We start from the raw sequence: 23412 nt of genomic DNA, 5'->3' as shown, positions 1-23412 counted from the left end.
CTCGCATTCTCGAATACAAACAGGCGCGTAGCTCAGCTGGTTAGAGCACCACCTTGACATGGTGGGGGTCGTTGGTTCGAGTCCAATCGCGCCTACCAACTAACCATTGGTAAAAAGCCTTCCAAAGCAAGCTGCTTGGAAGGCTTTTTTATTTTCCGCCGTGAAACCGGGTGTTGGGTCGGCGCGCACGCCCATCAGGGTAATCCTCGGAGAATCTCCACCCCGTGGCTCTCTAGAATGTGTTGCACTGCAATACCCACATGGGCGTTCGCCCAAGGAGCCACGATTTGCCTGAATCCACCAGCGCCTCTGCCAAACCAGCGCAGCGCGTGATTAAGAAGTACCCCAATCGGCGCCTGTACGACACCGATACCTCCACCTACATCACGTTGACCGAGGTGCGGCAACTCGTCATGGATCACCAAAATGTGGTGGTGCGCGACGCCAAGACCGGTGAAGACCTCACGCGCAGCATCTTGCTGCAGATCATTCTGGAAGAGGAAGCGGGTGGGGCGCCTATGTTCAGTGAGGCGGTGCTGGCCAACATCATCCGGTTCTACGGCCATGCCATGCAGGGCTTCATGGGGGCTTATCTGGAGAAAAACGTCCAGGCCTTCACCGATGTGCAAACCAAGCTGGCCGAGCAGTCGCAAAGCGTGACACCAGAGATGTGGGCGCAGTTTATGAACCTGCAGTCGCCGATGCTCAAGGGCATGATGGGCAACTATGTGGAGCAATCCCAATCGATGCTCACGCAAATGCAGGAACAGATGCAAAAGCAGACCGAGCAGATGCTGGGCGCGTTCGGAATCAAAAGGTAGTCCCTGGGCTGCGTGGCGGCGGTCCCCGTCACAGGGGCTCTGCCCGCGCCAAACCTTGCCTTGAATAGGCAACTCCACCCGCCGAACGCCGGAACTGGGACAATACGGGGATATGAGCGAAGCAATTGCCCCCACCAAAACACCCAAAGTCGGATTCGTGAGCCTTGGCTGCCCCAAGGCACTGACCGATTCCGAACTCATCCTCACGCAACTGAGCGCTGAGGGTTATGAAACCTCCAAAACCTTCCAGGGCGCCGATCTGGTGATCGTCAACACCTGCGGTTTCATCGACGATGCCGTTAAGGAAAGCCTGGACACCATCGGCGAAGCCCTGGCTGAAAACGGCAAGGTGATTGTCACCGGCTGCCTGGGCGCGCGCGCAGGTGAGGGTGGCGGCAATATGGTGCGTGAAATGCACCCCAGCGTGCTGGCGGTGACCGGCCCCCACGCTACGCAAGAGGTGATGGACGCGGTGCACTTGAACCTGCCCAAGCCGCACGACCCGTTCATCGATCTGGTGCCCGGTGGCTTCGGTGTGGCGGGCATCAAGCTCACGCCCAAGCATTACGCCTACCTCAAGATCAGCGAAGGCTGCAACCACCGTTGCACGTTCTGCATCATCCCTTCCATGCGTGGCGATCTGGTATCGCGCCCGGTGGGGGATGTGCTGAGCGAGGCCAAGGCCTTGTTTGAAGGCGGGGTGAAAGAGCTGCTGGTCATCAGCCAAGACACCTCGGCCTACGGTGTGGATGTGAAGTACCGCACCGGTTTTTGGGATGGCAAGCCCGTCAAGACCCGCATGCTGGAGCTGGTGCAGACGCTGGGCGAGATTGCCGAGCCCTACGGCGCCTGGGTGCGCTTGCACTACGTGTACCCGTACCCGAGCGTGGACGAGGTGATTCCGTTCATGGCCACGGGCAAAGTGCTGCCTTACCTGGATGTGCCTTTTCAGCACAGCCACCCCGACGTGCTCAAGCGCATGAAGCGCCCCGCCAGTGGCGAGCGCAACCTCGAGCGCATCCAGCGCTGGCGCGAGGCCTGCCCCGAGATCGTGATTCGCAGCACCTTCATTGCCGGATTTCCGGGTGAGACGGAAGAAGAATTCCAGCACCTGCTCGACTTTGTGCGCGAGGCGCAGATTGACCGTGCAGGCTGCTTTGCCTACAGCGATGTGAATGGTGCTGCCGCCAACGAATTGCCCGGCATGCTGCCGATGGAAGTGCGTGAAGAGCGCCGTGCGCGCTTCATGGCGGTGGCCGAGGAAGTCTCTATCGCCCGGCTGCGCCAGCGCGTGGGCTCGACCATGCAGGTGCTGGTGGACCATGCCCCTGCGCTGGGCCGCAAGGGCGGCACGGGCCGTACTTACGGCGATGCCCCCGAGATCGATGGCGTGGTGCATCTGCTGCCACCCGAGAAGATCAGCAAGACGCTCAAGGTGGGTGAATTCACCAAGGCGCGCATTGTAGGCGTGCAAGGGCACGACCTGGTGGCTCTGCCCATCTGATCTGCATTGCCCGTGCCGAGGGGCGCATGGCCTTTGTCTTGTGGGTTTTCAGCGTGTTTCTCGGCCCGTTGTGGCGGTTGACGGGGCGCGCGAAGGTGCGCGTGCTATCGCAATGAGAACACGCCGTACGAGCAAAGCAAGGCCATGCCCAGAAAGGCACCAAAGTCCATCAACAAGTCGGTGCTGTCGGGCTCCTGGTCGCGGATGAGCACCCAGGTGGCGGCCCCGGCCAGCAAGGCACAGACGGGCAGGATCAGTGGAAAGTAAAAAAGCCATTTGGCCATGGGCAAACCTTTTGGGGGTGGATGTTGGGCGGTGCTTCAAGGAATGAAGGTGCGCCAGCTGGGCTGCCAGCCGGCCTCCCGCAGCGCACGCAGACCCGTATAGATCAGCCAAGCCCACAATGCCATGTTGGCGATGGGCGTGAAGGAAGCCACGGCGTAGAGCAGCGCGGTGGTGGTTTGTGCCCCCAGTCCATAAGACAGCCGCACCGCTCCGATGGCGCCCAGCGCTGCTGCCGCCGTGCCCAGCAGTTGCGCTGGCCCCAGACGCATGAAGGGGCTGAGCTTCCACAGCAGCGCTCCCAGCACGAACGCCACCAGGGCCGCCAGCAGGCATTGCATGCCTGTGGTCACGAGGTGCGAGTCCTCGATGTCTCCAGCGTTTGCGAAGTCTTGCCTGGCATATCGCTCTGCTGTCTCTGGCTGCTCCAGCGCTGCCGCAGCGGATGCGCCGCTGATTTGGGCGGCAGCGGCCGGTGCGGCATGGGGGCGCTGTGTCGTCTGGCTTGCGCTGCCTTGGTCGGCTTCCTCGGTCTTTTTGCGCCTGCGTTTGCGTTTTGCTGGCTTGAGCGAAGCGGGTAGCCGTACGTGCAGGCGCCAGCCGGTCTGGTCAAAGTGCAGCAGGCAGCCCGACAGCTGCTGCGGCCCGGCGGCTGCAAATTCGGTGTCTGCGGCATCAAACAGCTGGGCCTGGGCGGCTGTGTCGTCTGCCGGTGCGAGGGCCATCCAGCCTCGGCGTGGCATGGCCACCACCACGCCGGATGGGAACCGTGCGAGCAGCCCACGCCAGAAATTGCGGTCGGTGAGGTGGCTCTCCAGTAGCAGGGGCTGGGGTGACTGCAAGCGGTAGGTGCCGTTGGCTTGCGGCTGCAAGGTGGGGGTTGCGCCGGACTTGCGCAGGTGCATGGTGGCCAGGGCCAGAGCTTTGTGAGGCGTCAGGTCGAGCCGGGCCAGATCGCTGGCGCGGGCCAGGGCCATGAATTCGGTGCCGGGTTGGGTGAACACAAAGCGCAGGCGCAGGTCTGCCAGGTACCCAAGGGCCAGGACTTCGCGGGCGTCTTCATCGCGTGCGAGGGATTGCTCGGGCGGCTGCAGTTGTTCCTGTGGCTGGCAGGTGCCCGGCCAGCGGTGCACGATGGCGTAGAGGTGCTCGCTGGTGCGCTCGGCGAACGCGGGTGGCGTGGGGGCTGTTGCTGGGGTGGTGCTTTGCATGGAGCATGTGGCGGGCTGGGGTGCTAAGGGGCCACCTCGGGCCACCCTGTGCAACCCGCGATGGTGCCAGCGTGCCCCAGGTTTGGGTGGGCTGCGCGCGCGCCAAAAGGACCAGCGGATAAAAAAAGGAGCCACGCGGGCTCCTTTTTGTGCATTTATGCCACGCACACCCTGCGGTGAGCAGGGCGGTGGCGGGGTGCCCCCGGTGCAAAGGCTTAGACGCGCTTGCGGTATTCGCCAGTGCGGGTGTCGATTTCGATCTTGTCGCCTTGCGACACGAACAGGGGCACGGGCACTTCAAAACCAGTGGCGATCTTGGCGGGCTTCATGACCTTGCCAGAGGTATCGCCCTTGACGGCGGGTTCCGTCCAGGTGATTTCGCGTTCCACGCTGGTGGGCAGTTCGACCGAGATGGCCTTGCCGTCGTAGAACACCACTTCGAGGGCCATGCCGTCTTCCAGGTAGTTCAGTGCGTCGCCCATGTTTTCGGCTTCGACTTCGTACTGGTTGAACTCGGTGTCCATGCAAACGTACATGGGATCTGCGAAGTAGGAGTAGGTGCACTCCTTCTTGTCCAGGATCACGTTGTCGATCTTGTCGTCGGCCTTGAACACGTTTTCAGTGCCGAAGTTGCCGATCAGGCTCTTGAGCTTCATGCGCACGGTGGCTGCACCGCGGCCGCCACGGGCGTACTCAGTCTTCAGGACGACCATGGGGTCCTTGCCGTGCATGATCACGTTGCCGGCGCGGATTTCTTGAGCGATTTTCATAGCTGATTGCTTGGGTTGGGGCCGCTCAATGCGGGCGGGCTGCCTTGTGGGGCGGTGCCTGCCGGCGCATGTTCCGCGGCGGAAGTGCGCGGTTGCGGGGCACTGGTGTGCCGCGCTGGATTTGCGCAAAGCCTCGGATTTTACCGTTTTTCCGCGATAAAGCCCAAAAGCTGTGCCACAAGGTTGTCTTGCATCAGCAGCCGTGCCCTGGCGGCTTGCACGCAGGCGGTCCATTCGCGCAGGGTGGTGTCGCCTGGCCATTGCAGTGGCTGGGTGTCCAAACCGTTCCAGGTGCAGTGAAACTGGCGCATGGAGGCTGGCGCCTGCAGCCAGTCCAAAAACGCCAGCAGTTTGGCATGGTGGGCATTGTCGTCCTGGGGGTAGATGTGCCACACCAGCGCCTTGCCCGCCCACAGGGCCCGCACCAGGGAGTCCTCGCCGCGCACGGCGTTGAAGTCACAGGCCCAAAGCATCTCGTCAAAGGCAGGCTGCGGGCAGTGCGATTGGTATGAAATGTATAGCTGCTCGCGCTTGTCAGTAGAGGGCTGGAGGTCGATTTCACCTTGAGGGACAAGCGCCTGCTGCACCGCGTGCGTGGGGCGGCCAGGGGCCACCAGCAGGTGCGTGGGCGTGGCGGCAGTCTGGCACAGCTGCAGCCATTGGGGTAGGGCGTGGGGCTCGTAGCAGAACAGCGACATCCAGCGCGTGGCAGGTTCGTTGGCCGCAGTTTGCGTGGGCCGTTGGGGGTGTGCGTTGGCTGCGCGCCAGGCCAGTGCATCAAAGCCTTGGCAGCGCGGCAGCAGATCGGGCTCGCGCAGCAGCCCCCCCGTGGCGGGCGTGAAGCCGGGGTAGAAAAACCACCGTGTCCAGCCCTGCGCAGGCCCTTGCGAGATGAGGGAGGGCAGGCGGTGGTTGCGCTCCACATAGCGCTCGGCAGACAGGTATTCGAGGTTGATCCAAACAGGTTTTTGGCCTCTAGCGCTTGCCTGATAAACGCAAGCAGCTATGAATTCAGGAGTAATTTCGCAGCCAAAGGCTTCCACCATCACATCGGTGGGGGCTTCGTCGGCGCTGGGGGGCGGGGCATTCCAGTCGCGCAGTTCCACACCGGGGCAGCCGCTGGGGGCCATCCAGGCCAGGGCCGATGCATCGTCCACCCACAGGCGCACGCGTTGACCTTGCCCAGCCAGTTGCGAGGCCAGGCGCCAGCACACGCCAATGTCGCCAAAGTTGTCGATCACACGGCAAAACACATCCCACTGCAGCGGCGGGGCTGGCGGCGCAGACGGCGGGGTGGGTAGCAGGCTCATACCGTGGCCTCGGTCGGGTTGCGCAGGTGGTCTGCCAGCAGGCGGGCCACGCTGGAGAGCGATTCTTCCGACCGCACGCACAGCTTGAGGTGGCGGTGCGCCCAGGGCTCGTTCAGGGTGATGGCGCGGATGCCCAGCGTGCCTTTGTACAGTGCCGCACTGCCCCGGGGCATCACGCCCACGCCCAGGCCCGCGTTCACCATCAGACACAGCGCGTCGTAGCTGGTGACCTGGATACGCAGCTTCAGCGGCAACCCGGCCTGCGCGGCGGCCTGGTTGAGCTGGTTGTTGATGGCGCTGCCGGGGTGGGCACCCACAAAGTCGTAGGCCAGCGCTTCGCGCAGCCGCACGGCCTTGCGCCGGGCCAGGGGGTGGTCTGCGGGTATCACCAGCACCAGTTCATCGGTGCGGTAGGGCAGCAGGGTGACGCGGTCACCATAGTCGCCATCGTTCAAGATGCCGATATCGGCCGCGTTCTCCGCCACCGAGGTGGCGATGGCGGTGCTGATCTGCTCTTGCAGGCGCACATCCACCTGCGGGTGCAAGGCCATGAAGCTTTGCAGTTGTGCAGGCAAGAACTGCGTGATGGCTGAAATGTTGGCCACCACCCGCACATGGCCGCGCACGCCGCTGCCGTACTCGCGCATCTGGGTGGTGATGCTGTCCAGATCATTCAGCACCCCACGCGCCAGGTGCAGCAGCGCAAACGCCGCAGCGGTGGGCGTAGCGCCCCGGTTGCTGCGGGTGAACAGCTCCACCCGCAAGGCCTCTTCGAGGTCGGCCAGGCGGCGGCTGACGGCCGAGGCCGCCATGTGTTCGCGCTCTGCGGCGGCAGCGATGGTGCTTTCTTCCATCACCGCAACGAAGAGGCGCAGGGAGACTGGGTCTAGTTTCATGGTCGTCAGATCGTACCCCGGCCATGCCCGTTGGCGATGGCAGCTTCGCGCATCAGCGTTTTGCAGAGGGCGTGGGCTTTGCGCATGATGCGCGCCATCCCCTCCATGTTGCATGGAGGGTGCATTGATTGTCTGATGGACCCCAGGAGAACCCCCGTATGGCTTTGCCACCCGCCCACCCGCCCGCTTTGCCCATCCCAGCCAGCCCCGCCGCGCTGCAAGGCGTGCGCGTCATCGAAATGGGCCAGCTCATTGCCGGGCCTTTCTGCGGCAAGACGCTGGGCGAGTTTGGCGCCGACGTGATCAAGATCGAAGCCCCCGAGACTGGCGACCCCCTGCGCAACTGGCGTCTGATCAAGGAAGGCACCTCCGTCTGGTGGCAGGTGCAGTCGCGCAACAAGCGCTCGGTGGCGTTGGACTTGCGCCAGAAAGAAGGCCAGGACATTGCTCGCCAGCTGATTGCCGAGGCCGACGTGCTGGTCGAGAACTTCCGCCCCGGCACGCTGGAAGGCTGGGGCATGTCGCCCGAGGAGCTGCACCAACTCAACCCCGGCCTCGTGATGCTGCGCATCTCTGGCTACGGCCAGACGGGGCCGTACCGCGACCTGCCAGGCTTTGGCGCCATCGGCGAAGCCATGGGTGGCCTGCGCCACCTGACGGGCGAGCCCGGCCGCGTGCCGGTGCGCGTCGGTGTCTCGATTGGCGACACGCTGGCGGCGCTGCACGGCACCATCGGCGTGCTCACGGCGCTGTACCACCGCAAGGTCAACGGCGGCCAGGGCCAGGTGATTGATGTGGCGCTGCACGAGGCGGTGTTCAACGTGATGGAAAGCCTGATCCCCGAATACAGCGCCTTCGGGGCCGTGCGCGAGGCCGCAGGAAGCGCGCTGCCGGGCATTGCACCGAGCAACGCCTACCCCTGCACGGATGGCTGGGTGCTGGTGGCGGGCAATGGCGACAGCATCTTCAAGCGGTTGATGGACGCCATCGGCCGGCCGGACCTGGGCGCCGCGCCCGACCTGGCCAACAACACCGGCCGCGTGGCGCGGGTGGAAGAGATCGACGCTGCGATTGGCGCCTGGAGCGCGCAGCGCACCGTGCAGCAGGTGCTGGATGCATTGGGCGCCGCCCGCGTGCCTGCGGGCAAGGTCTACACCGCCAAAGACATTGCCGAAGACCCGCACTACCGCGCCCGCGACATGCTGCTGACGCAACAGACGCGCGACGGCTACAGCGTGGAAGTGCCCGGCATCGTGCCCAAGCTCTCGGCCACGCCGGGCAGCATCCGCAGCAGCGCGCCGCACCTGGGCGACGACACCGATGCGGTGCTGACCGAGGCAGGCCTCACGGCCGAACAGATCGCGCTGCTGCGCAGCAAGGGGGTGATTCAATGAGTGCATCCAACACCGTATGGCAGGGCGCAGGCCGCCGCATCCACATGCAGGAAGTCGGCTTGCGCGACGGCCTGCAGATGGAAAAGGCGTTTGTGCCCACGGCCGACAAGATCGCGCTGTGCAATGCACTGTCGGCGGCGGGCCTGGCCAAGATCGAGGTGACCTCGTTCACCTCGCCCACGGCCATCCCTGCGCTCAAGGATGCCGAGATCGTGATGCGCGAGATCACGCGCCGCCCTGGCACGGTCTACACCGCGCTGGTGCCCAATCTGCGCGGTGCGGAGCGCGCCATCGAGTCGCGCACGGACGAGCTGAACCTGGTGATGTCGGTCAGCGCCACCCACAACCTGGCCAATCTGCGCATGACGCAGGAACAGTCGTTTGCGGCGCTGGCGCAGGTGGTGGCCCTGGCGCAGGGCGCCAACGTGGCGGTGAATGTGTCGCTGTCCTGCGTGTTCGGCTGCCCCATGGAGGGCGATGTGGCCCAGGCCGATGTGTTCGGCTGGGTGCAGCGCTTTGTGGACCTGGGTGTGCTTGGCATCACGCTGTGCGACACCACGGGCATGGCCTACCCCACGCAGGTGCACCAGCTCACGGCGGTGGCCCGCGCGCGCTGGCCGGGGGTGGCGTTCACCCTGCATTTTCACAACACGCGCGGCATGGGGCTGGCCAATGTGCTGGCAGCCATTGGCGCAGGTGCGGACCGGTTCGATGCCTCGCTGGGCGGCCTGGGTGGCTGCCCCTATGCGCCGGGCGCCAGCGGCAATGTGTGCAGTGAGGAGATCGTGCATGCGCTGGCGCTGATGGGCTATGACACCGGGGTGGATCTGGCACAACTGGTGGCGGCGGCGCAGCAACTGCCTGCGTTGATCGGCCACGACATTCCCAGCCAGATCGCCAAGGCGGGCCCGCGCTTGGCGCTGCACCCGGTGCCTGCCGATTTCGAGGCGATCCGCGAAAGGGCGCTTGCCCGCTGAATGCGGGCGAGCCTGCATTCACCCATAACACCAGGAGACAAAAGCCATGACATTTCAAACGACGCTGTCCCGCCGCATCTTTACCGCCGCCGTGCTGTGCTTCGCTGCTTTGGCAGCGGGCGCGCAGGACAAATACCCCTCCAAGCCCATCACCGTGGTGGTGCCCCAGGCTGCGGGTGGCGCCAATGACGCCATTGCGCGCGTGGTGGCGCAAAAACTCAGCGAGCAGCTGGGCCAGAGCGTGATCGTGGACAACCGCCCTGGTGCGGGCGGCACGCTGGCCACCGGCGCCACGGCCCGTGCGCGCAACGATGGCTACACGCTGCTGCTCACGGCCGACAGCGCCCATGTGATCGGCCCTGCGCTGTACAAGAACCCGGGCTTTGACCCGGTGAAGGACTTTGCACCCGTGGCGCCCGTGGCCACGGCGGGCTATGTGCTGGTGGCCCATCCATCCTTCCCGGCCAACACCGTGGCCGAAATGGTGGCTTTGGCCAAGGCCAACCCCGGAAAATATTCGATTGCCTCGGCCGGCAACGGCACGCTGAACCACCTGATTGGCGAGATGCTGCAAAAGGCCGCGGGCATCCAGCTGCAGCACATTCCGTACAAGGGTTCGGCTGCAGCCGCCACCGACGTGGTGGGCGGACAGGTGCCGCTGTCGGTGCAAAGTCTGCCCTCGGCCATTGCGTTCATCAAGGCGGGCAAGCTCAAGGTGCTGGGCGTGGTCAACGAAAAGCGTGTGGCCGCGCTGCCCGATGCGCCCACCATTGGCGAGACGATCAAGGGTTTTGGCCAGGCGCCCTGGTATGCGCTGTTTGCCCCGGCTGGCACGCCCGCGCCCATCGTGGCGCAGTTGCAGGCCGAGGTGGCGCGCGCGCTGGAGCACAAGGACGTGGTGGACAAGCTGGCCACCGTGGGCTGCGAACCCTTCAAGGGCACGGCAGCGCAGCTGGCCGCGCTGGTGCAGTCCGACCTGCCCAAGTGGAGCCGCGTGGTCAAGGACACGGGCGCCACGGTCGATTGACCGCGCATTTTTCTGGGCACCCAACGGCCCCTCACTTTTCAGATTTTTGACAACAACGACAACGGAGACATCGCTTTCATGAAAACCATCCGCAAGCAGTTCACCACCCTGGCCTTTGCCGCAATGGCCACCGGCTTTATTGGCCACGCAGCGGCACAAGGCGCTTACCCGTCCAAGAACGTCACCATGGTGGTGCCCACCGCCGCCGGTGGCACCACCGACCTGTCGGCCCGCATGCTGGCGCAAGCGCTGGCGCCGGTGCTGGGCCAGTCGGTCATCGTGGACAACAAGGGCGGGGGCAACGGCAACATTGCCGCCAGCGCCGTCAAGCGGGCCGAGGCCGATGGCTACACGCTGCTGATGCAGTACTCGGGCTACCACGTCATCTCGCCCCACATCACCAAACAAAAGCAGTGGGAGCAAGGCGACTTCCAACCCGTGGCCAACGTGATTTCGGCCCCGCAGATCATCGTGGTGCGTGCCGACCTGCCGGTGAAAACACTGCCCGAGCTGATTGCCTATGCCAAGGCCAACCCCGGCAAGCTCAACTACGCCTCGTCGGGCAACGGCTCGCTGCAGCACGTGACCGGTGCCATGCTGGAGCAGCAGGGCGCCATCAAGATGGTCCACGTGCCCTACAAAGGCACGGGCCCCGCGCTGCAGGACCTGCTGGGCGGCCAGGTGGACCTGACCTTCGGCACCGCGCCCCCCTTCATGCCCCACATTGCCAGCGGCAAGCTGCGCGTGCTGGCCGTGACGGGCAAGCAGCGCCTGCCCAGCCTGCCCGATGTGCCCACCACAGCCGAGGCGGGCTACCCCAAGGTCGATGCCACCTCGTGGTTTGCAGTGTTTGCCCCCGCCGCCGTGCCCAAGGCCGTGGTGGACAAGCTCACGGCCGACATCCGCACCGTGGTGCAGAACCCGGTCTTCCAGCAAAAGGCGCAAGAGCAGGGTGCCACGGCGGACTACCAGACCCCTGCGCAGCTGGGTGATAAGGTGAAGGCTGATCTGGCCAACTGGGCCACGGTGGTGAAAACCTCCAAGATCGAGGCGGAGTGACCCGGAGGATTCAGAAAATTGAATTAAAAAGCCTCCTGGCGCCCGCTAAATAAGCGCTAGCAGCTATTTATTTGATAGTGGATGGGGCAGGCTGCGCGCGGGGCCACAATACGCGCCATGTCTGATGTGCATTCCGAAGAACTCCTGGCGCAGGTGGCTGCGCTGCCCGCGCTGCCGGGTGTGTACCGCTATTTCGACGCGCAGGATGCGCTGCTGTACGTGGGCAAGGCGCTCAACCTCAAGCGCCGGGTGTCCAGCTACTTCCAGAAGAACCATGGCGGCACCCGCATCGGCCACATGGTCATCAAGATCGTGCGCATGGAGACCACGGTGGTGCGCTCTGAGGCCGAGGCGCTGCTGCTCGAAAACAACCTCATCAAGACGCTGAACCCCAAGTTCAACATCCTGTTCCGCGACGACAAGAGTTATCCCTATCTCAAGATCACCGGCACGCCCGGCGCCCACACGCGGAGCGATGCGCCGGGCCAGGTGTTTCCGCGCATGGCGTACTACCGGGGCGCGGTCGATAAAAAACACCGCTACTTTGGTCCGTACCCCAGCGCCTGGGCGGTGAAGGAAACCATCCAGCTGCTGCAAAAGGTCTTTCGGCTGCGCACCTGCGAAGACACGGTGTTTGCGAACCGCACACGGCCCTGCCTGCTGTACCAGATCAAGCGCTGCACCGGGCCTTGTGTGGACTTGATCTCGCCCGAGGCTTATGCCGCCGACGTGTCGCATGCCGAGGCGCTGCTGCGCGGCGAAACGCAGGAGCTGCTGCAGGCGCTGGAGGCGCGCATGATGGCGCATTCGGACAAGCTCGAATTCGAGCAGGCCGCCGAGGTGCGCAACCAGATCCAGGCGCTGTCGCGCGTGCTGCACCAGCAGTCCATTGAGACGGTGGATGACAAGGATGTGGACATTCTCGCCGTGCGCGTGCAGGGCGGCCGCGCTTGCGTGAACCTGGCCATGGTGCGCGGTGGCCGCCACCTTGGCGACCGGCCGTATTTCCCGGTGCATGTGGAAGACGCTGCAGCGGTGTATGCGGAAGAGGGGGGCGAGGGGATAGATGTTGTGGAGGGCGTTGAAGGGGAAAACACCGCGCCTGCGCAGCCCGCCCGCCCCGTGGAGGCGCTGGTGCTTGAAGCCTTCATCGCCCAGCACTACATCGGCGTGCCGGTGCCCCCGTTGCTGGTGACCAGCGTGCCGGTGGACAAGGGCTTGCTGGATGCGCTGACCGAGCAAAGTGGCCTGCGCGTGAACGCCATCCACCAGCCGCGCGAACAGCGCCGCGCTTGGCTGGACATGGCGCAAAAGAATGCCGATCTGCAACTCGCCCGCCTGCTGGCCGAGGAGGGCTCGCAGCAGGCCCGCACGCGGGCGCTGGCTGAGGCGCTCGATTTGCCGCCCGAAGACCTGGATCAGCTCACCATCGAGTGTTTCGACATCTCGCACACGGCGGGCGAATCTACCCAGGCATCGTGTGTGGTGTTCCACCACCACAAGATGCAAAGCAGCGAATACCGCCGCTACAAGATCGAGGGCATCACGGGGGGCGACGACTACGCTGCCATGCGCCAGGTGCTCACGCGCCGCTACAGCAAGGTGGTGGAGGCGCAGCGCGAGGAAGGGGGCATCGACTACGCGCAATCGCCCGAGGCGCAAGCGGCAGCACGCCCCAAGGGCCAGGCGCGCCTGCCCGACCTGGTACTCATCGACGGTGGCAAGGGCCAGGTGGGCGTGGCGCGCGAGGTGTTCACGGCACTGGGGCTGGACCTGACCCGCATCGTGGGCGTGGAGAAAGGCGAGGGCCGCAAGGTGGGCCTGGAAGAGCTGGTGTTTGCCGATGGGCGTGAGAAGGTCTACCTGGGCAAGGATTCGGCCGCGCTGATGCTGGTGGCGCAGATCCGCGACGAGGCCCACCGCTTTGCCATCACCGGCATGCGCGCTGCGCGGGCCAAGGTGCGTGTGGGCGGTGGGCAGCTGGAGGAGATCACTGGCGTGGGCCCCAAGAAGCGGGCGCGGCTGCTGCAGCGGTTTGGCGGGGTGCGCGGCGTGGCAGCGGCCAGCGTGGAGGATCTGGCCACGGTGGACGGTATTTCGCGTGAGCTGGCCGAAGAGATTTACCGCGCGTTGCGGTGAAGTTGCAAGGGCATGGTGCCAGGGCTTTGGGCGCGTGACACAATCGCCGCATGTTTTGGACTATACCGACCCTGATGACTTGGACGCGCATTGTCGCGATACCTTTGATCGTCGGAGTGTTCTATGCGCCGGTGGATCCGGCCACTCGCAACCTCATCGCCACGGTGATGTTTGTGGTGTTTGCTGCCACCGATTGGTTGGATGGTTTTCTGGCCCGCAAGCTCAATCAGACTTCGTCGTTTGGGGCCTTCCTCGATCCGGTGGCTGACAAATTCCTCGTTTGCGCATCGCTGCTGGTGCTGGTGCACTTGCAGCGTGCCGATGTGTTTGTGGCCCTCATCATCATTGGCCGAGAGATCGCGATCTCGGCCCTGCGCGAATGGATGGCGCAGATCGGTGCCAGCAAGAGCGTGGCCGTGCACATGATCGGTAAGGTCAAGACCACGGTGCAGATGGTTGCGATTCCCTTTCTTTTGTACGACGGCCGTTTGCTGGGTGTGGTGGACACGGGGGTCTGGGGCACTTGGCTGATCTGGGCCTCCGCTGTGCTCACGGTGTGGTCCATGGTTTACTACCTGCAAAAAGCCCTTCCGGAGATTCGTGCGAGGGTTCGATAGCGCTGGGTTCGCGCGGTGCTTGCAGGTCACTCGGGCCTGTGTGCCCGTGTCAATCGGTGAAGGTGCGCATGCAGCGCGATTGAGACAAAAACACGCAGCAAGCCAGGCCAGGCTGAGAAATGCGACTAGAATTCAGGCAAACATCGCCGCCAAACGGCATGTTGTATTGACACCCGGAAAGTCGATGGTTTTAATCTGACGCAGCAGCCATTGCTGTGTATTCCAGTCATTCTCCCGTCCATTGATCTAGGCCTCTTTTTGAGGCGCTTTGACGTGTGAAGACCAGATACCCAAGACAAATTCCATCAACGTTTTTCCCGAGAGGCTTCTTGTGAACAAAACCGAATTGATCGAGCACATCGCTAACAACGCCGATATCTCCAAGGCAGCTGCTGCACGCGCACTGGAGTCGACGATTGAAGCTGTCAAGAAGACCCTGAAGAAGGGCGGCACCGTGTCTTTGGTGGGTTTTGGTACATTCGCTGTCGGCAAGCGCGCTGCGCGTACAGGTCGTAATCCCCGTACCGGCGATGCGATTAAAATCAAAGCTGCTAAAGTTCCAAAGTTCCGTCCAGGTAAAGCATTGAAAGATGCTGTGAACTGAAAATTGTTTTAGGCTGGGTCCTTAGCTCAGTTGGTAGAGCGGCTCCTTTACACGGAGTAGGTCGGCGGTTCGAGTCCGTCAGGACCCACCACCATCAAACAAAGGCGAACGAAAGTTCGCCTTTTCTTTTTGTCACTGAAAGATCGATCATGTTTGAAGCCATCCGCAAGCACTCCAAGATCGTGATGTTCTTGTTGTTCTTGCTGGTCATTCCTTCGTTTGTTCTTGTGGGTATCGACAGCAACTACTTCTCTGAAAAGAGCCCAGTGGTTGCGCGTGTTGATGGGCACAAAATCACCCAAGCCGATTGGGACAATGCCCACAGGACGGAGACAGATCGCATCCGCGCGCAGTCCCCCAATGTGGATCCCAAGCAACTGGATACGCCCCAGGCCCGGTATGCAACGCTGGAGCGCTTGGTGCGTGATCGTGTGTTTGCTGCTGCTGCGCAAAGCGCCCATCTCGTGACGGGTGATGCCCGCCTTGCCCGTGCGCTGCAAGACATTCCTGCCATTGCAGGGTTGAAACGACCAGATGGCTCGCTGGATACCGAGGCCTATCGCGCGCTGGTGGGCGCCCAGGGGCTGACGCCTGAAGGGTTTGAGTCGAATGTTCGCCGAGAGCTGTCTGTGAGCCAGGTGATGGGTGGCGTGATGGGCTCGGCCTTTGCCACAGATTCGGCCACGCGCCTGGCTTTTGACTCCTTGTATCAACGCCGTGAGATTCAGGTGGCCCGCTTCAATGCCACGGACTATGCCAAGCAGGTCAATCCCAGCGACGCTGATGTAGAGGCTTTCTACCAAGCCAACAGTGCGCGCTTTCAGCAGCAAGAGCAGGCTGCAGTCGAATACGTGGTGCTGGATTTGGACAGCGTGCGTGGCAGCATTCGCGTCAACGAGGATGATCTGCGCACTTACTACAAAGAAAATCTGACCCGTCTGGCGGCAAAAGAAGAGCGCCGTGCCAGCCATATCCTGATCAGCGCAACCAAGGATGCTCCTGCTGCGGAGCGCGAGAAGGCCAAGGCCCGCGCCGAAGAGTTGCTGGCGCAAGTTCGCAAGGCGCCAGGCTCGTTTGCTGAAGTGGCCAAGAAGTCCTCGCAGGACACCGGTTCTGCAATCGTTGGTGGTGATCTGAATTTCTTTGGCCGCGGCGCCATGGTCAAGCCTTTCGAGGAAGCCGCTTTCTCCATGAAGAAAGGCGATATCAGTGATGTGGTGGAGTCGGATTTCGGCTATCACATCATTTTGCTGACGGACGTCAAAACCCCTCGCCAGCCGTCTTTTGAGGAACTGCGTCCTTCGCTGGAAGCTGAACTCAAGCAGCAACAAGCCCAGCGCAAATTTGCCGAGGTGGCAGAGTTGTTCACGAACAGTGTGTATGAGCAGCCAGACAGCCTCAAGCCTGTGGCGGACAGTTTGAAACTCAAGATTCAAACGGCAGATGGAGTAACCCGGGTTCCCGCGGCTGGTGTGACCGGCCCCCTGGCCAATGCCAAGTTTTTGGAAGCCTTGTTTTCCAGTGATTCCATCGAAGGAAAGCGCAACACCAGCGCTGTCGAAGTGGGTCCTAGTCAACTGGTGGCTGGGCGCGTTTCTACCTATGCGCCTGCCCGTACGCTTCCTTTGACTGAGGTCCGCGACCGTGCCCGCAGCCTGCATGTGCAAGAAAAGTCGCTGGAGCTTGCCCGCAAGGATGCAGAGGCCAAGAAGGCTGCATGGACTGCCAATGCAGCCGCTGCGACCGGTCTTTCGGCTGCTGTGACGGTTTCTCGTGACCAGACCCAAGGTCAGCCTCGCCAAGTGTTGGACGCGGCCTTGCGCGTCTCTCCAGATGGATTGCCTGCGTGGGTGGTTGCAGACCTTGGTGCTCAAGGCGCTGCCTTGGTGAAGGTGTCGCGCATATTGCCCCGTGAGACTGCAGACGCCCAGCAAACGGCGCAACAACGCCAGCAATTGCAGCAGTGGTGGATCACGGCCGAAGGTTTCGCTTACTATGAAATGCTCAAGGAGCGTTTCAAGGTGCAGATCAAGCCCACGCGTCCACAAGCGTCCGCTATTTGACATAGAAAGTTCTTGAAGTTGATTGGAGTGCTCAAATTTCCGTTATAATTTGAGTCTACGGTGGCTGTAGCTCAGTTGGTAGAGTCCAGGATTGTGATTCCTGTTGTCGTGGGTTCGAGCCCCATCAGCCACCCCAAATAAAAACCCGCAGTGTGAAAGCACTGCGGGTTTTCTTGTTTTTGGTTCGGCGTTATCGGTGCAGTTTGTGTGCTGCTTCAGTAGGGCTGGGCTCTGGCGCCTGCTGCTGTGCAAACAGGCCACCGATGGCGGTTCAATTTGCTTGGTGGTGTCGAGGTGCTGTCGTTGCGGGTTTTGACCTGCTGCACTTGACTAACAAAACACCAGAGCAAGCAATGCTGCATCTTCCGTTAAATTGAAGACTGCAAATGCGGCCAGCCGATAGAGTGTTGCCAGGGTGATTTCAACCCATTCTTGCGGGCTCATCTTTGATCTGGAGGAGTGCCATCGCCATGGGCAACATCGTCCTTGGATGTTTCGCATGACCTGACTGGATTGGCCTGCCCGGAGGGACTCGAACCCCCGACCTATTGCTTAGAAGGCTATATGTAAAACCGTTGTAATGCCGATGCATACCGCATTCTCACATTTTTTCCTGCACAAATGTGCGGAAAATGTGCGGATCAGCATCCTGATTGAGGCATTCATGGCTATCGTCGTTCGCAAGCGGAAAAATGGTCAAAATTCGTACATGGTGCGCTACGAGCCCGCAGGGCAGCAGGCCGTAACGCGCACCTTCCATCTGCGCTCGCAGGCTGAGGCGTTCGAGCGGGAAATCAAACGAGCCAAGGGGTTGGATACCCTTGAACAACTCACCGGATCGGCTCAGAAGGTCACGGTCTCTGAAGCCATCAAGGTCTACAGAGCGGATGCCCTGCCGCACTTGGCCAATGGTGGCCAGGCGCGCCATGCCCAGCTCGTGCGGATCGAAGAAGAGTTTGGCCGAAAGTACGTCACAGCGCTGAAGGTGTCCGAGCTCACCGAGTGGTGTGGCAAGCTTTCAAGACTGGATCTGAGCGTGCAGACCATCCACCACCACCTCAACGCCTTTTCAGCGTTGGTTGAGTTCTCACGTCGATCCTTGGGGGTGCATTTGCCTGAAAACCCGTTGCGCCTCGTCACCCGGCCAAAGTTGGCAAAGCCACGCGACCGGCGCTTGCGCGGAAGTGAGCTCGAATGGCTGACGAAGGCAGCGAAGCTTTCACCGCATCCCGATTTGGCTTGCATCATCACCGTGGCGATCGAAACGAGCATGCGTCTTGGCGAACTGCTCGCCATGCGCTGGCCACTGGTCGATCTGCAGAGGCGAATCGTTCACCTGCCTACGAGCAAAAATGGAGAGTCCCGAACCGTTGCCCTTTCATCGGTGGCGGTGGCTGCCTTGGATGGCCTTCCAAGGCGCATAGACGGTAGGGTTTGGGGGTGGGTGGCTGACGACTCGTTTGAGAACGCCTGGCGCCGCTGCAAGGGCCGTGCCGTGCGGATTTATGAAGAGGCTGTGCCTGAAGAACGACGGGAGCCAGATTTTTTAAGCGATCTGCGCTTTCACGATTTGCGCCGCGAGGCTACCTCTCGGCTTTTTGAAAAAGGGCTCGGCATCATGGAGGTGGCCAGCATGACAGGTCACAAGACATTGTCGATGCTGCGGGTCTACACAAAAATGGATGCAGAGCGCCTTGCTGCAAAGCTTGGGTGAGCGTCGTGCGTGCGCGCACGTGTTGTTGTTGTTGTTGTTATTTAAATATAAATAACAACAACAACTACCGGTTTCTCCGTTTCAGAGCGAATTGTGGACAAAGTTATCCACAGAAGAAGGGGCGCAAAAACAGTGCTTCCTTGCGGAGGGCACGGGGGTGTTCAACGGTTGACATGGGGGATTTGCACCCCCATACCCCCAGCCCCGCAGAGCCGACACAAGGTCGGCGAGCGGGTCCCCTTTGTCATTCAGAAGATGGATTCTTAGCCTGCCACTCAAGGTAAAAACCGGCCTTCGATCGCCTGCGGAAGTAGGAGCCACAGACGTGTAAGCTTGACTCTCAAACGGCATACCAACGAAGGGCTTGGCCGGCTGCACATTCCGGCGATGGTGACCGGCCAGCCCGGCACCATGAACACCCACAGCAGGTATCCTCGGTCAGCGGCCGCAAGCGGCCGAGGCTGTGTGAAAACGTCGAGGGCTGAATTTTGTGGGGGTGCTTGAACCATTGCTCGCATCGAGATCATGCGTTGTAGGCCCTTCTGAGTGGTCGATTTCTGATTGGGTCGTTAAACGGAGGGCCGAATGCGCGTTTTCACACAGCCTCGGCCAGAAGGCGACATACGGTAAATATCCTGAAAGCCGACATCCAGCGATCAATCGCCGGATGTCAGCTCCGACCTTCTTCGGTAGGCGTATGCGCCGCAGGCGAAGCTGTTTGATAGAACTCTGGGAGGTCGAGGATGCAGCGCCGGATCGATCTTAGGTCCGTGTGTGGGACAGTTACGGAATAGTCCGCTGTCACATCACCGAGATCCAGTACGCCTTGCGGCGCCCGCGCAGTAGAGATCAAGTCGATATAGCAGCCGTAATCGATGCCGTAGACGGTGTATCGCCGTCCGGGCTGATCCTTTGCGGAGATCCCCTTCCGAAGCACGTGCAGTACGCGTTCATCGTAAAGAAAGTCAATCAATGGGTCGCGCACGCCGCTCTCAAGCAAGAAACCCTTTGCGCGCCGCTCCTTGATCACCTTGTCGATCAACCACATCAGCAGGCGCTTGCCTTCGTAGTGTGCCGATACGGCAGCGTCCTTGCTGCCGAGATACCAGCTCTGTGCTGCATTTCGCACGTCCCCAATTGAAATTGTCGCATCGTTCGCCCGCTGGGCAGCGGCGCTAAGGATGTTGATGGCATCTCGCGGCACGCCTTCACAGGCTCGGACCACTTCGTCGAACGCATTGCTTTGGGTGAAGCCTTCCGCGATCAATGAGGCCTCGTCCTTCGGAAGAGTAGCCTTAGCGTCTTCTAGTTCGGCGCATGCATGCTTGTAGATCAATGATCGGAAAAATGCCACAGCCTTCTGGTCGTCATTGTCGAAAACCATGTAGTCGTCGAGATTCACAGTGGTCGACACATCTGCGCCCAGCTCGATACCGACGTGGCCGACACTTGCGTCCGGGACCATGAATCGGCTCCGCTGCTCGATGGCCGCGATCTTGACCGTCACCCCTTTAATCGGCAGTACAGCACGCCTCAAGAGGTCCGCAAGCATAGGTTGAAGGTCAAGTGGCACTTCGCTCCACTCGTCTATCAGAAGCCACATCCGCCTGTTTGGCAGCGTCTCCACGATCCTCCGCAGCGCATTCCCAACGCTTCCGAAATTGACGCGATGTATTTCTTGACCCATCACAGTCTTTTTCGCAGTAACAGCTTCCTTGCCTGCATCTGTTACCTTGAAATCGCCGACAAGGTTGGCCGCAGACAACGACAAGGTCGCGCCAACCTTCGCTTCCGCACCGTATGAACTCTCCGCAGCGGCCATAGTCTCGACAGTCGTAGTGCCGACTACCCTTACGGCCCGATGAGCCTCAAAGAACTCATCAAGTGCCGGGCCTGCAACTCCTAAGTCCACACGCCCCTCATTGGCAACTGCCTGCTCAAAAAGTTGCCCGTGAATAGCGGCGAGCACGTCGATAAGAAGCCGGGTCGCCCTCTGCGCGACAGGAATCGATGGATCCGCGTAGACGCCTCCAGTCGATCCAAGATTGCGCATGTCGAGTTGCATCGCGACCGTGCCGTCTTGCTCACGACCTTTGCGCAGGACAGTCAACAGATGCGTTTTCCCAGTCCCGCGTCGGCCGAAGATGATGTGGTGATCTACCGAAGACAGTGCAGCGACCACTGCTCCGAAGTCAACGAAAGTTCGAGCCAGGGTCGCATCGTCTTGTCGTTCTGCGCGCTTTGCGATCCTGAGAAGCGCAAGGTTGATCTGCGATGTCACTGGAACTCCATTAACTAGGTCTGCAAATCGTATCGGATTGAGACTGATGGGAATGACCGGTCGTCCGGGAGTGAGGGGCCGGAATGGGCCGAGGCTGTGTGGAAACGCTCAACGAGCATGTGGGCCAGCCCTGTACCGCAGCTTTGCACCGCATTCTTCACCAGCATTGCTGTAGTGCCGTTTCCGGCGTACCTGAAGCCTTTTGACGCCCTCCCGAAGCCTTTGCCGGCTGTAAACGCCAACAAAGGCTTCACGCCTTCACCATCCGCATCGCCTGCATCATCTGCGTGATCCCCATTACGCCCATCACCCGCTTGAGGTTGTAGGCCAGCACATGAAGGCTCATCTCTGTGCCCACGTGCTTGAGGGTCTTCATCAAGAAGTGCGTCGAGCCCATCCAATGCTTGAGCGTGCCGAAGACGTGCTCTACCGTTGACCTTCTCAACGTCATGGCCTCGTGGTTACTGTCCAATCGTTGCTGAACGCGCTCCAGAACCTCTTCGTGCTCCCATCGGCGAATGCGCCGGTTGCTACTGGTCGTGCACTTGGATTTGAGCGGACACTTTGGGCAGGCACTTGACCAATAGACGCTCAGGTTCAGGCCCTTTTCGATCGTTTTGAAGCGATAGATCGCACGCTCGCCTGCAGGGCACTGGTACTCGTCATCCTTGGCGATATAGATGAAGTCGGCCTTGTCGAAGCGCCCTTCGGCCTTTGCGTTGGACGTCTTCGGCTTGGGCACGAAGGTCGTGATGCCAGCGTCCTCGCAGGCCTTGAGCTGTGGACCACTGAAGTAGCCTCGATCGGCAAAGGCCTGCAGGTTCTCGCATCCCATGGCCTGGTCTGCAGCGCAGGCCATGTGGTGCAACTGCGCGCGGTCATTGCCGACGTTAGTGACCTCGTGCGCGACGATCAGATGGTGCCTGGCATCGACAGCGGTCTGCACGTTGTAGCCCACCAGGCCCGATCCCTTGGCCTGGGTGGCCGTCGAACGTGCATCGGGGTCGGTGAGTGATATCTGGCTATCGGGCAGGTTCTTCAATTGCTCCTTGAGCCCATCGAGTTGCCGCATCTGCTCACGCAACTTTTTTAGCTTCTCTTGCAGCCGTTCTGTCTTGGCTTCAACCTCTGTAGGCTGCGTGCGATCGGCAGTCTCCAGCGCTTCCAGGTAACGCTGGATGCTCTGCTCGATCTGCTGCTGGCGGGCTTCGATCTTGCCGGGTGTGAAGTTGCGGTCGCGGCTGTTGACGGCCTTGAACTTGCTGCCGTCAATCGCCACGATGGCCTGCGAGAAGAGGTTCAACTGTCGGCACAGGGCGATGAAGCGCTTGCAGACGTTGCGGATGCCAGCACCGTTGCTTCGACGGAAGTCGGCGATGGTCTTGAAGTCTGGCGCAAGGCGCCCTGTCAGCCACATCAGCTCAACATTGCGCTGGGCTTCACGCTCCAAGCGGCGGCTCGACTGGATACGGTTCAAGTACCCGTAGATGTACAGTTTGAGCAGCAAGGCCGGGTGGTACGCGGGCCGGCCAGTGACAGCAGGATGGACCCCATCGAAGCCCAGTGCCCCAAGATCCAACTCTTCGACAAAGACATCAACAACCCGCACTTGGTTGTCCTCGCAGATGTAGTCGTCCAGGCACTCAGGCAGCAGGGTGAGCTGTTGTCGGTCTTCGCCTTCGATGAATCGCTTCATGGGCACCTCGCTTGAATCGGGTGCCATTATTTTAGTTTTGGGCAGCGGTTGGGGGTTGGGTTTTCACACAGCCTCGGCCCAAAGCCGCCATTTGACAGAACTACCCCAAAGCTGCCGTTGATTCGCTAGCTACTGGCTGGCCGTGCAAATCGCGGCGCCTACGCGCCCGGTGCGGACCTACTAGCAAACTATACGTAGAAGCTTGCGGGGTTTGGCGGGGATTTTTATACCTGTGCACACTGACCGCAAACCGAAGCTGTAAGCCAACTCCAAGAGCAAACAGTGTCCATAATACCCAGCATAGTCTGTTACATCCCACAGGTTTTTCGATCTAAATCACGTTAGGCTTTCAGTGAACTCAACTACTTGCTACTGCTGTGACAATCCCGCTGTTGGACAGGGTGACCATGTTCCACCGAAAAATCTTTTCCCCAAAGGTTTGTTCTCAAATACGACGCCCATAATTGTTCCATCTTGTCAAGAACACAACCAAAATAAGTCTAAGTCAGATGAATACCTTAAGTTTATTCTAGCGGCTTCCGCAAAATCTACTCCAAGCGATGTCTTGGCAAGTACAGTCCGCGGGCTTGTTCGGCACGTAAAAAATGATAGTAGAAACCTTCCGAATTTTGGGATTAAGAAGACGGATCAAGAATTTCTTATAGAAGACTCTGCCCCTATAGATATCAAACTTCTAAATGAGGCGCTAGACAAGATAGCTAGAGGAATCTATTACCACCACTCGAAGGGGAAGAAAAAACTTCTTGATGGATTGATTGTTTTTCCCATTTTTATTGGAATTCATCCGCTTGCAAATCCCGAGAAGCGTGAACAGCTAATGCATATTGAAAGCCTAACGAAGCAAGACATGGAGCTATATGAAATGCTCGGTGAATTCAAGGATCTTTTCTCTTATCAAGTTTTTGAAGAATCTGGCAATTTAGTTATCAACATGAAATTCTATGCCACCCTAATTGTTTCTGTAGTACGCGGAAATGCATGAACGGCGACAGCCTTCCACAGGCTAACCTGACGGTTCAGTAAATC

General features: G+C 60.8%; 19 protein-coding genes and 3 tRNA genes. 15 read left to right on the top strand and 7 right to left on the bottom strand.

Going from position 1 to position 23412, the window contains the following annotated elements:
* Positions 1-21 precede the first annotated feature (21 nt).
* The 3 genes from CLU88_RS08100 to rimO all read left to right on the top strand — a co-directional run bounded on the left by CLU88_RS08100 (position 22) and on the right by rimO (position 2325).
* A tRNA-Val gene (locus CLU88_RS08100) sits at positions 22-98 on the top strand.
* A gap of 189 nt (positions 99-287) precedes the next feature.
* Positions 288-821 carry a polyhydroxyalkanoate synthesis repressor PhaR gene (gene phaR, locus CLU88_RS08095; protein WP_233194959.1) on the top strand — a complete coding sequence of 178 codons (534 nt, stop codon included), beginning with the start codon at positions 288-290 and terminating at the stop codon, positions 819-821.
* Between the two features lie 112 nt (positions 822-933).
* Complete coding sequence (gene rimO / locus CLU88_RS08090; protein WP_099656152.1) at positions 934-2325, top strand: 30S ribosomal protein S12 methylthiotransferase RimO; 1392 nt, start codon at positions 934-936, stop codon at positions 2323-2325.
* Positions 2326-2429: 104 nt separating this feature from the next.
* On the opposite strand, the gene CLU88_RS08085 is transcribed toward rimO, so the two are convergent.
* The 5 genes from CLU88_RS08085 to CLU88_RS08065 form a co-directional block, all read right to left on the bottom strand.
* A complete protein-coding gene (locus CLU88_RS08085; protein WP_099656151.1) occupies positions 2430-2609 on the bottom strand; it encodes a hypothetical protein in 180 nt (59 codons plus the stop codon).
* A 36-nt stretch (positions 2610-2645) separates the two neighbouring features.
* Positions 2646-3818 carry a hypothetical protein gene (locus tag CLU88_RS08080; RefSeq protein WP_099656150.1) on the bottom strand — a complete coding sequence of 391 codons (1173 nt, stop codon included), beginning with the start codon at positions 3816-3818 and terminating at the stop codon, positions 2646-2648.
* A gap of 215 nt (positions 3819-4033) precedes the next feature.
* Entirely contained in the window at positions 4034-4588 is a 555-nt protein-coding gene (efp, locus tag CLU88_RS08075) for an elongation factor P (RefSeq protein ID WP_099656149.1), read from the bottom strand.
* Between the two features lie 140 nt (positions 4589-4728).
* Positions 4729-5898 carry an elongation factor P maturation arginine rhamnosyltransferase EarP gene (gene earP, locus CLU88_RS08070; RefSeq protein ID WP_099656148.1) on the bottom strand — a complete coding sequence of 390 codons (1170 nt, stop codon included), beginning with the start codon at positions 5896-5898 and terminating at the stop codon, positions 4729-4731.
* Complete coding sequence (locus CLU88_RS08065; protein WP_099656147.1) at positions 5895-6794, bottom strand: LysR family transcriptional regulator; 900 nt, start codon at positions 6792-6794, stop codon at positions 5895-5897. Before CLU88_RS08065 ends, earP begins: the two co-directional genes overlap by 4 nt.
* Positions 6795-6952: 158 nt before the next feature.
* On the opposite strand from CLU88_RS08065, the gene CLU88_RS08060 reads away from it, so the two are divergent.
* From CLU88_RS08060 to CLU88_RS08010, 11 genes are all read left to right on the top strand, one after another.
* Complete coding sequence (locus CLU88_RS08060; RefSeq protein WP_099656146.1) at positions 6953-8188, top strand: CaiB/BaiF CoA-transferase family protein; 1236 nt, start codon at positions 6953-6955, stop codon at positions 8186-8188.
* Positions 8185-9165: a hydroxymethylglutaryl-CoA lyase gene (locus CLU88_RS08055; RefSeq protein ID WP_099656145.1), complete on the top strand. Its 981-nt coding sequence runs from the start codon at positions 8185-8187 to the stop codon at positions 9163-9165. Before CLU88_RS08060 ends, CLU88_RS08055 begins: the two co-directional genes overlap by 4 nt.
* 46 nt (positions 9166-9211) lie before the next feature.
* Positions 9212-10192, top strand: a complete 981-nt coding sequence (locus tag CLU88_RS08050) for a tripartite tricarboxylate transporter substrate binding protein (RefSeq protein WP_099656144.1) — start codon at positions 9212-9214, stop codon at positions 10190-10192.
* A gap of 78 nt (positions 10193-10270) precedes the next feature.
* Positions 10271-11251 (top strand): tripartite tricarboxylate transporter substrate binding protein, encoded by a 981-nt coding sequence (locus tag CLU88_RS08045; RefSeq protein ID WP_099656143.1) that lies wholly within the window; start codon positions 10271-10273, stop codon positions 11249-11251.
* A gap of 117 nt (positions 11252-11368) precedes the next feature.
* On the top strand, positions 11369-13390 hold the full coding sequence (gene uvrC, locus CLU88_RS08040) for an excinuclease ABC subunit UvrC (RefSeq protein WP_099658723.1): 2022 nt from the start codon (positions 11369-11371) through the stop codon (positions 13388-13390).
* Positions 13391-13440: 50 nt separating this feature from the next.
* Positions 13441-14007: a CDP-diacylglycerol--glycerol-3-phosphate 3-phosphatidyltransferase gene (gene pgsA / locus CLU88_RS08035; protein WP_099656142.1), complete on the top strand. Its 567-nt coding sequence runs from the start codon at positions 13441-13443 to the stop codon at positions 14005-14007.
* Positions 14008-14338: 331 nt separating this feature from the next.
* Positions 14339-14611: an HU family DNA-binding protein gene (locus CLU88_RS08030; RefSeq protein WP_099658722.1), complete on the top strand. Its 273-nt coding sequence runs from the start codon at positions 14339-14341 to the stop codon at positions 14609-14611.
* A gap of 15 nt (positions 14612-14626) precedes the next feature.
* A tRNA-Val gene (locus CLU88_RS08025) sits at positions 14627-14702 on the top strand.
* Positions 14703-14760: 58 nt separating this feature from the next.
* Positions 14761-16674 (top strand): SurA N-terminal domain-containing protein, encoded by a 1914-nt coding sequence (locus CLU88_RS08020; RefSeq protein WP_099656141.1) that lies wholly within the window; start codon positions 14761-14763, stop codon positions 16672-16674.
* Between the two features lie 60 nt (positions 16675-16734).
* Positions 16735-16810 (top strand) — tRNA-His (locus tag CLU88_RS08015).
* A 450-nt stretch (positions 16811-17260) separates the two neighbouring features.
* Positions 17261-18388: a site-specific integrase gene (locus CLU88_RS08010; RefSeq protein WP_158235587.1), complete on the top strand. Its 1128-nt coding sequence runs from the start codon at positions 17261-17263 to the stop codon at positions 18386-18388.
* A 670-nt stretch (positions 18389-19058) separates the two neighbouring features.
* Here CLU88_RS08010 and CLU88_RS08005 read toward each other — a convergent pair.
* Together CLU88_RS08005 and CLU88_RS08000 are read right to left on the bottom strand one after the other, a co-directional pair.
* Positions 19059-20669, bottom strand: coding sequence for a hypothetical protein (locus CLU88_RS08005; protein ID WP_199173433.1), 1611 nt, complete (start codon positions 20667-20669; stop codon positions 19059-19061).
* Between the two features lie 250 nt (positions 20670-20919).
* Positions 20920-22365, bottom strand: a complete 1446-nt coding sequence (locus CLU88_RS08000; protein WP_099656139.1) for an IS1182 family transposase — start codon at positions 22363-22365, stop codon at positions 20920-20922.
* 352 nt (positions 22366-22717) lie between these two features.
* Between CLU88_RS08000 and CLU88_RS22765 the strand changes: the two genes are divergently transcribed.
* Entirely contained in the window at positions 22718-23368 is a 651-nt protein-coding gene (locus CLU88_RS22765) for a hypothetical protein (RefSeq protein WP_143225969.1), read from the top strand.
* The last annotated feature ends 44 nt before the right edge of the window (positions 23369-23412 follow it).

This window comes from Acidovorax sp. 56, assembly GCF_002749705.1.
Classification (GTDB): Bacteria; Pseudomonadota; Gammaproteobacteria; order Burkholderiales; family Burkholderiaceae_C; genus Acidovorax.
Note: the sequence above shows the minus strand (reverse complement) of the source record. Positions and strands in the feature narration are given on the sequence as shown.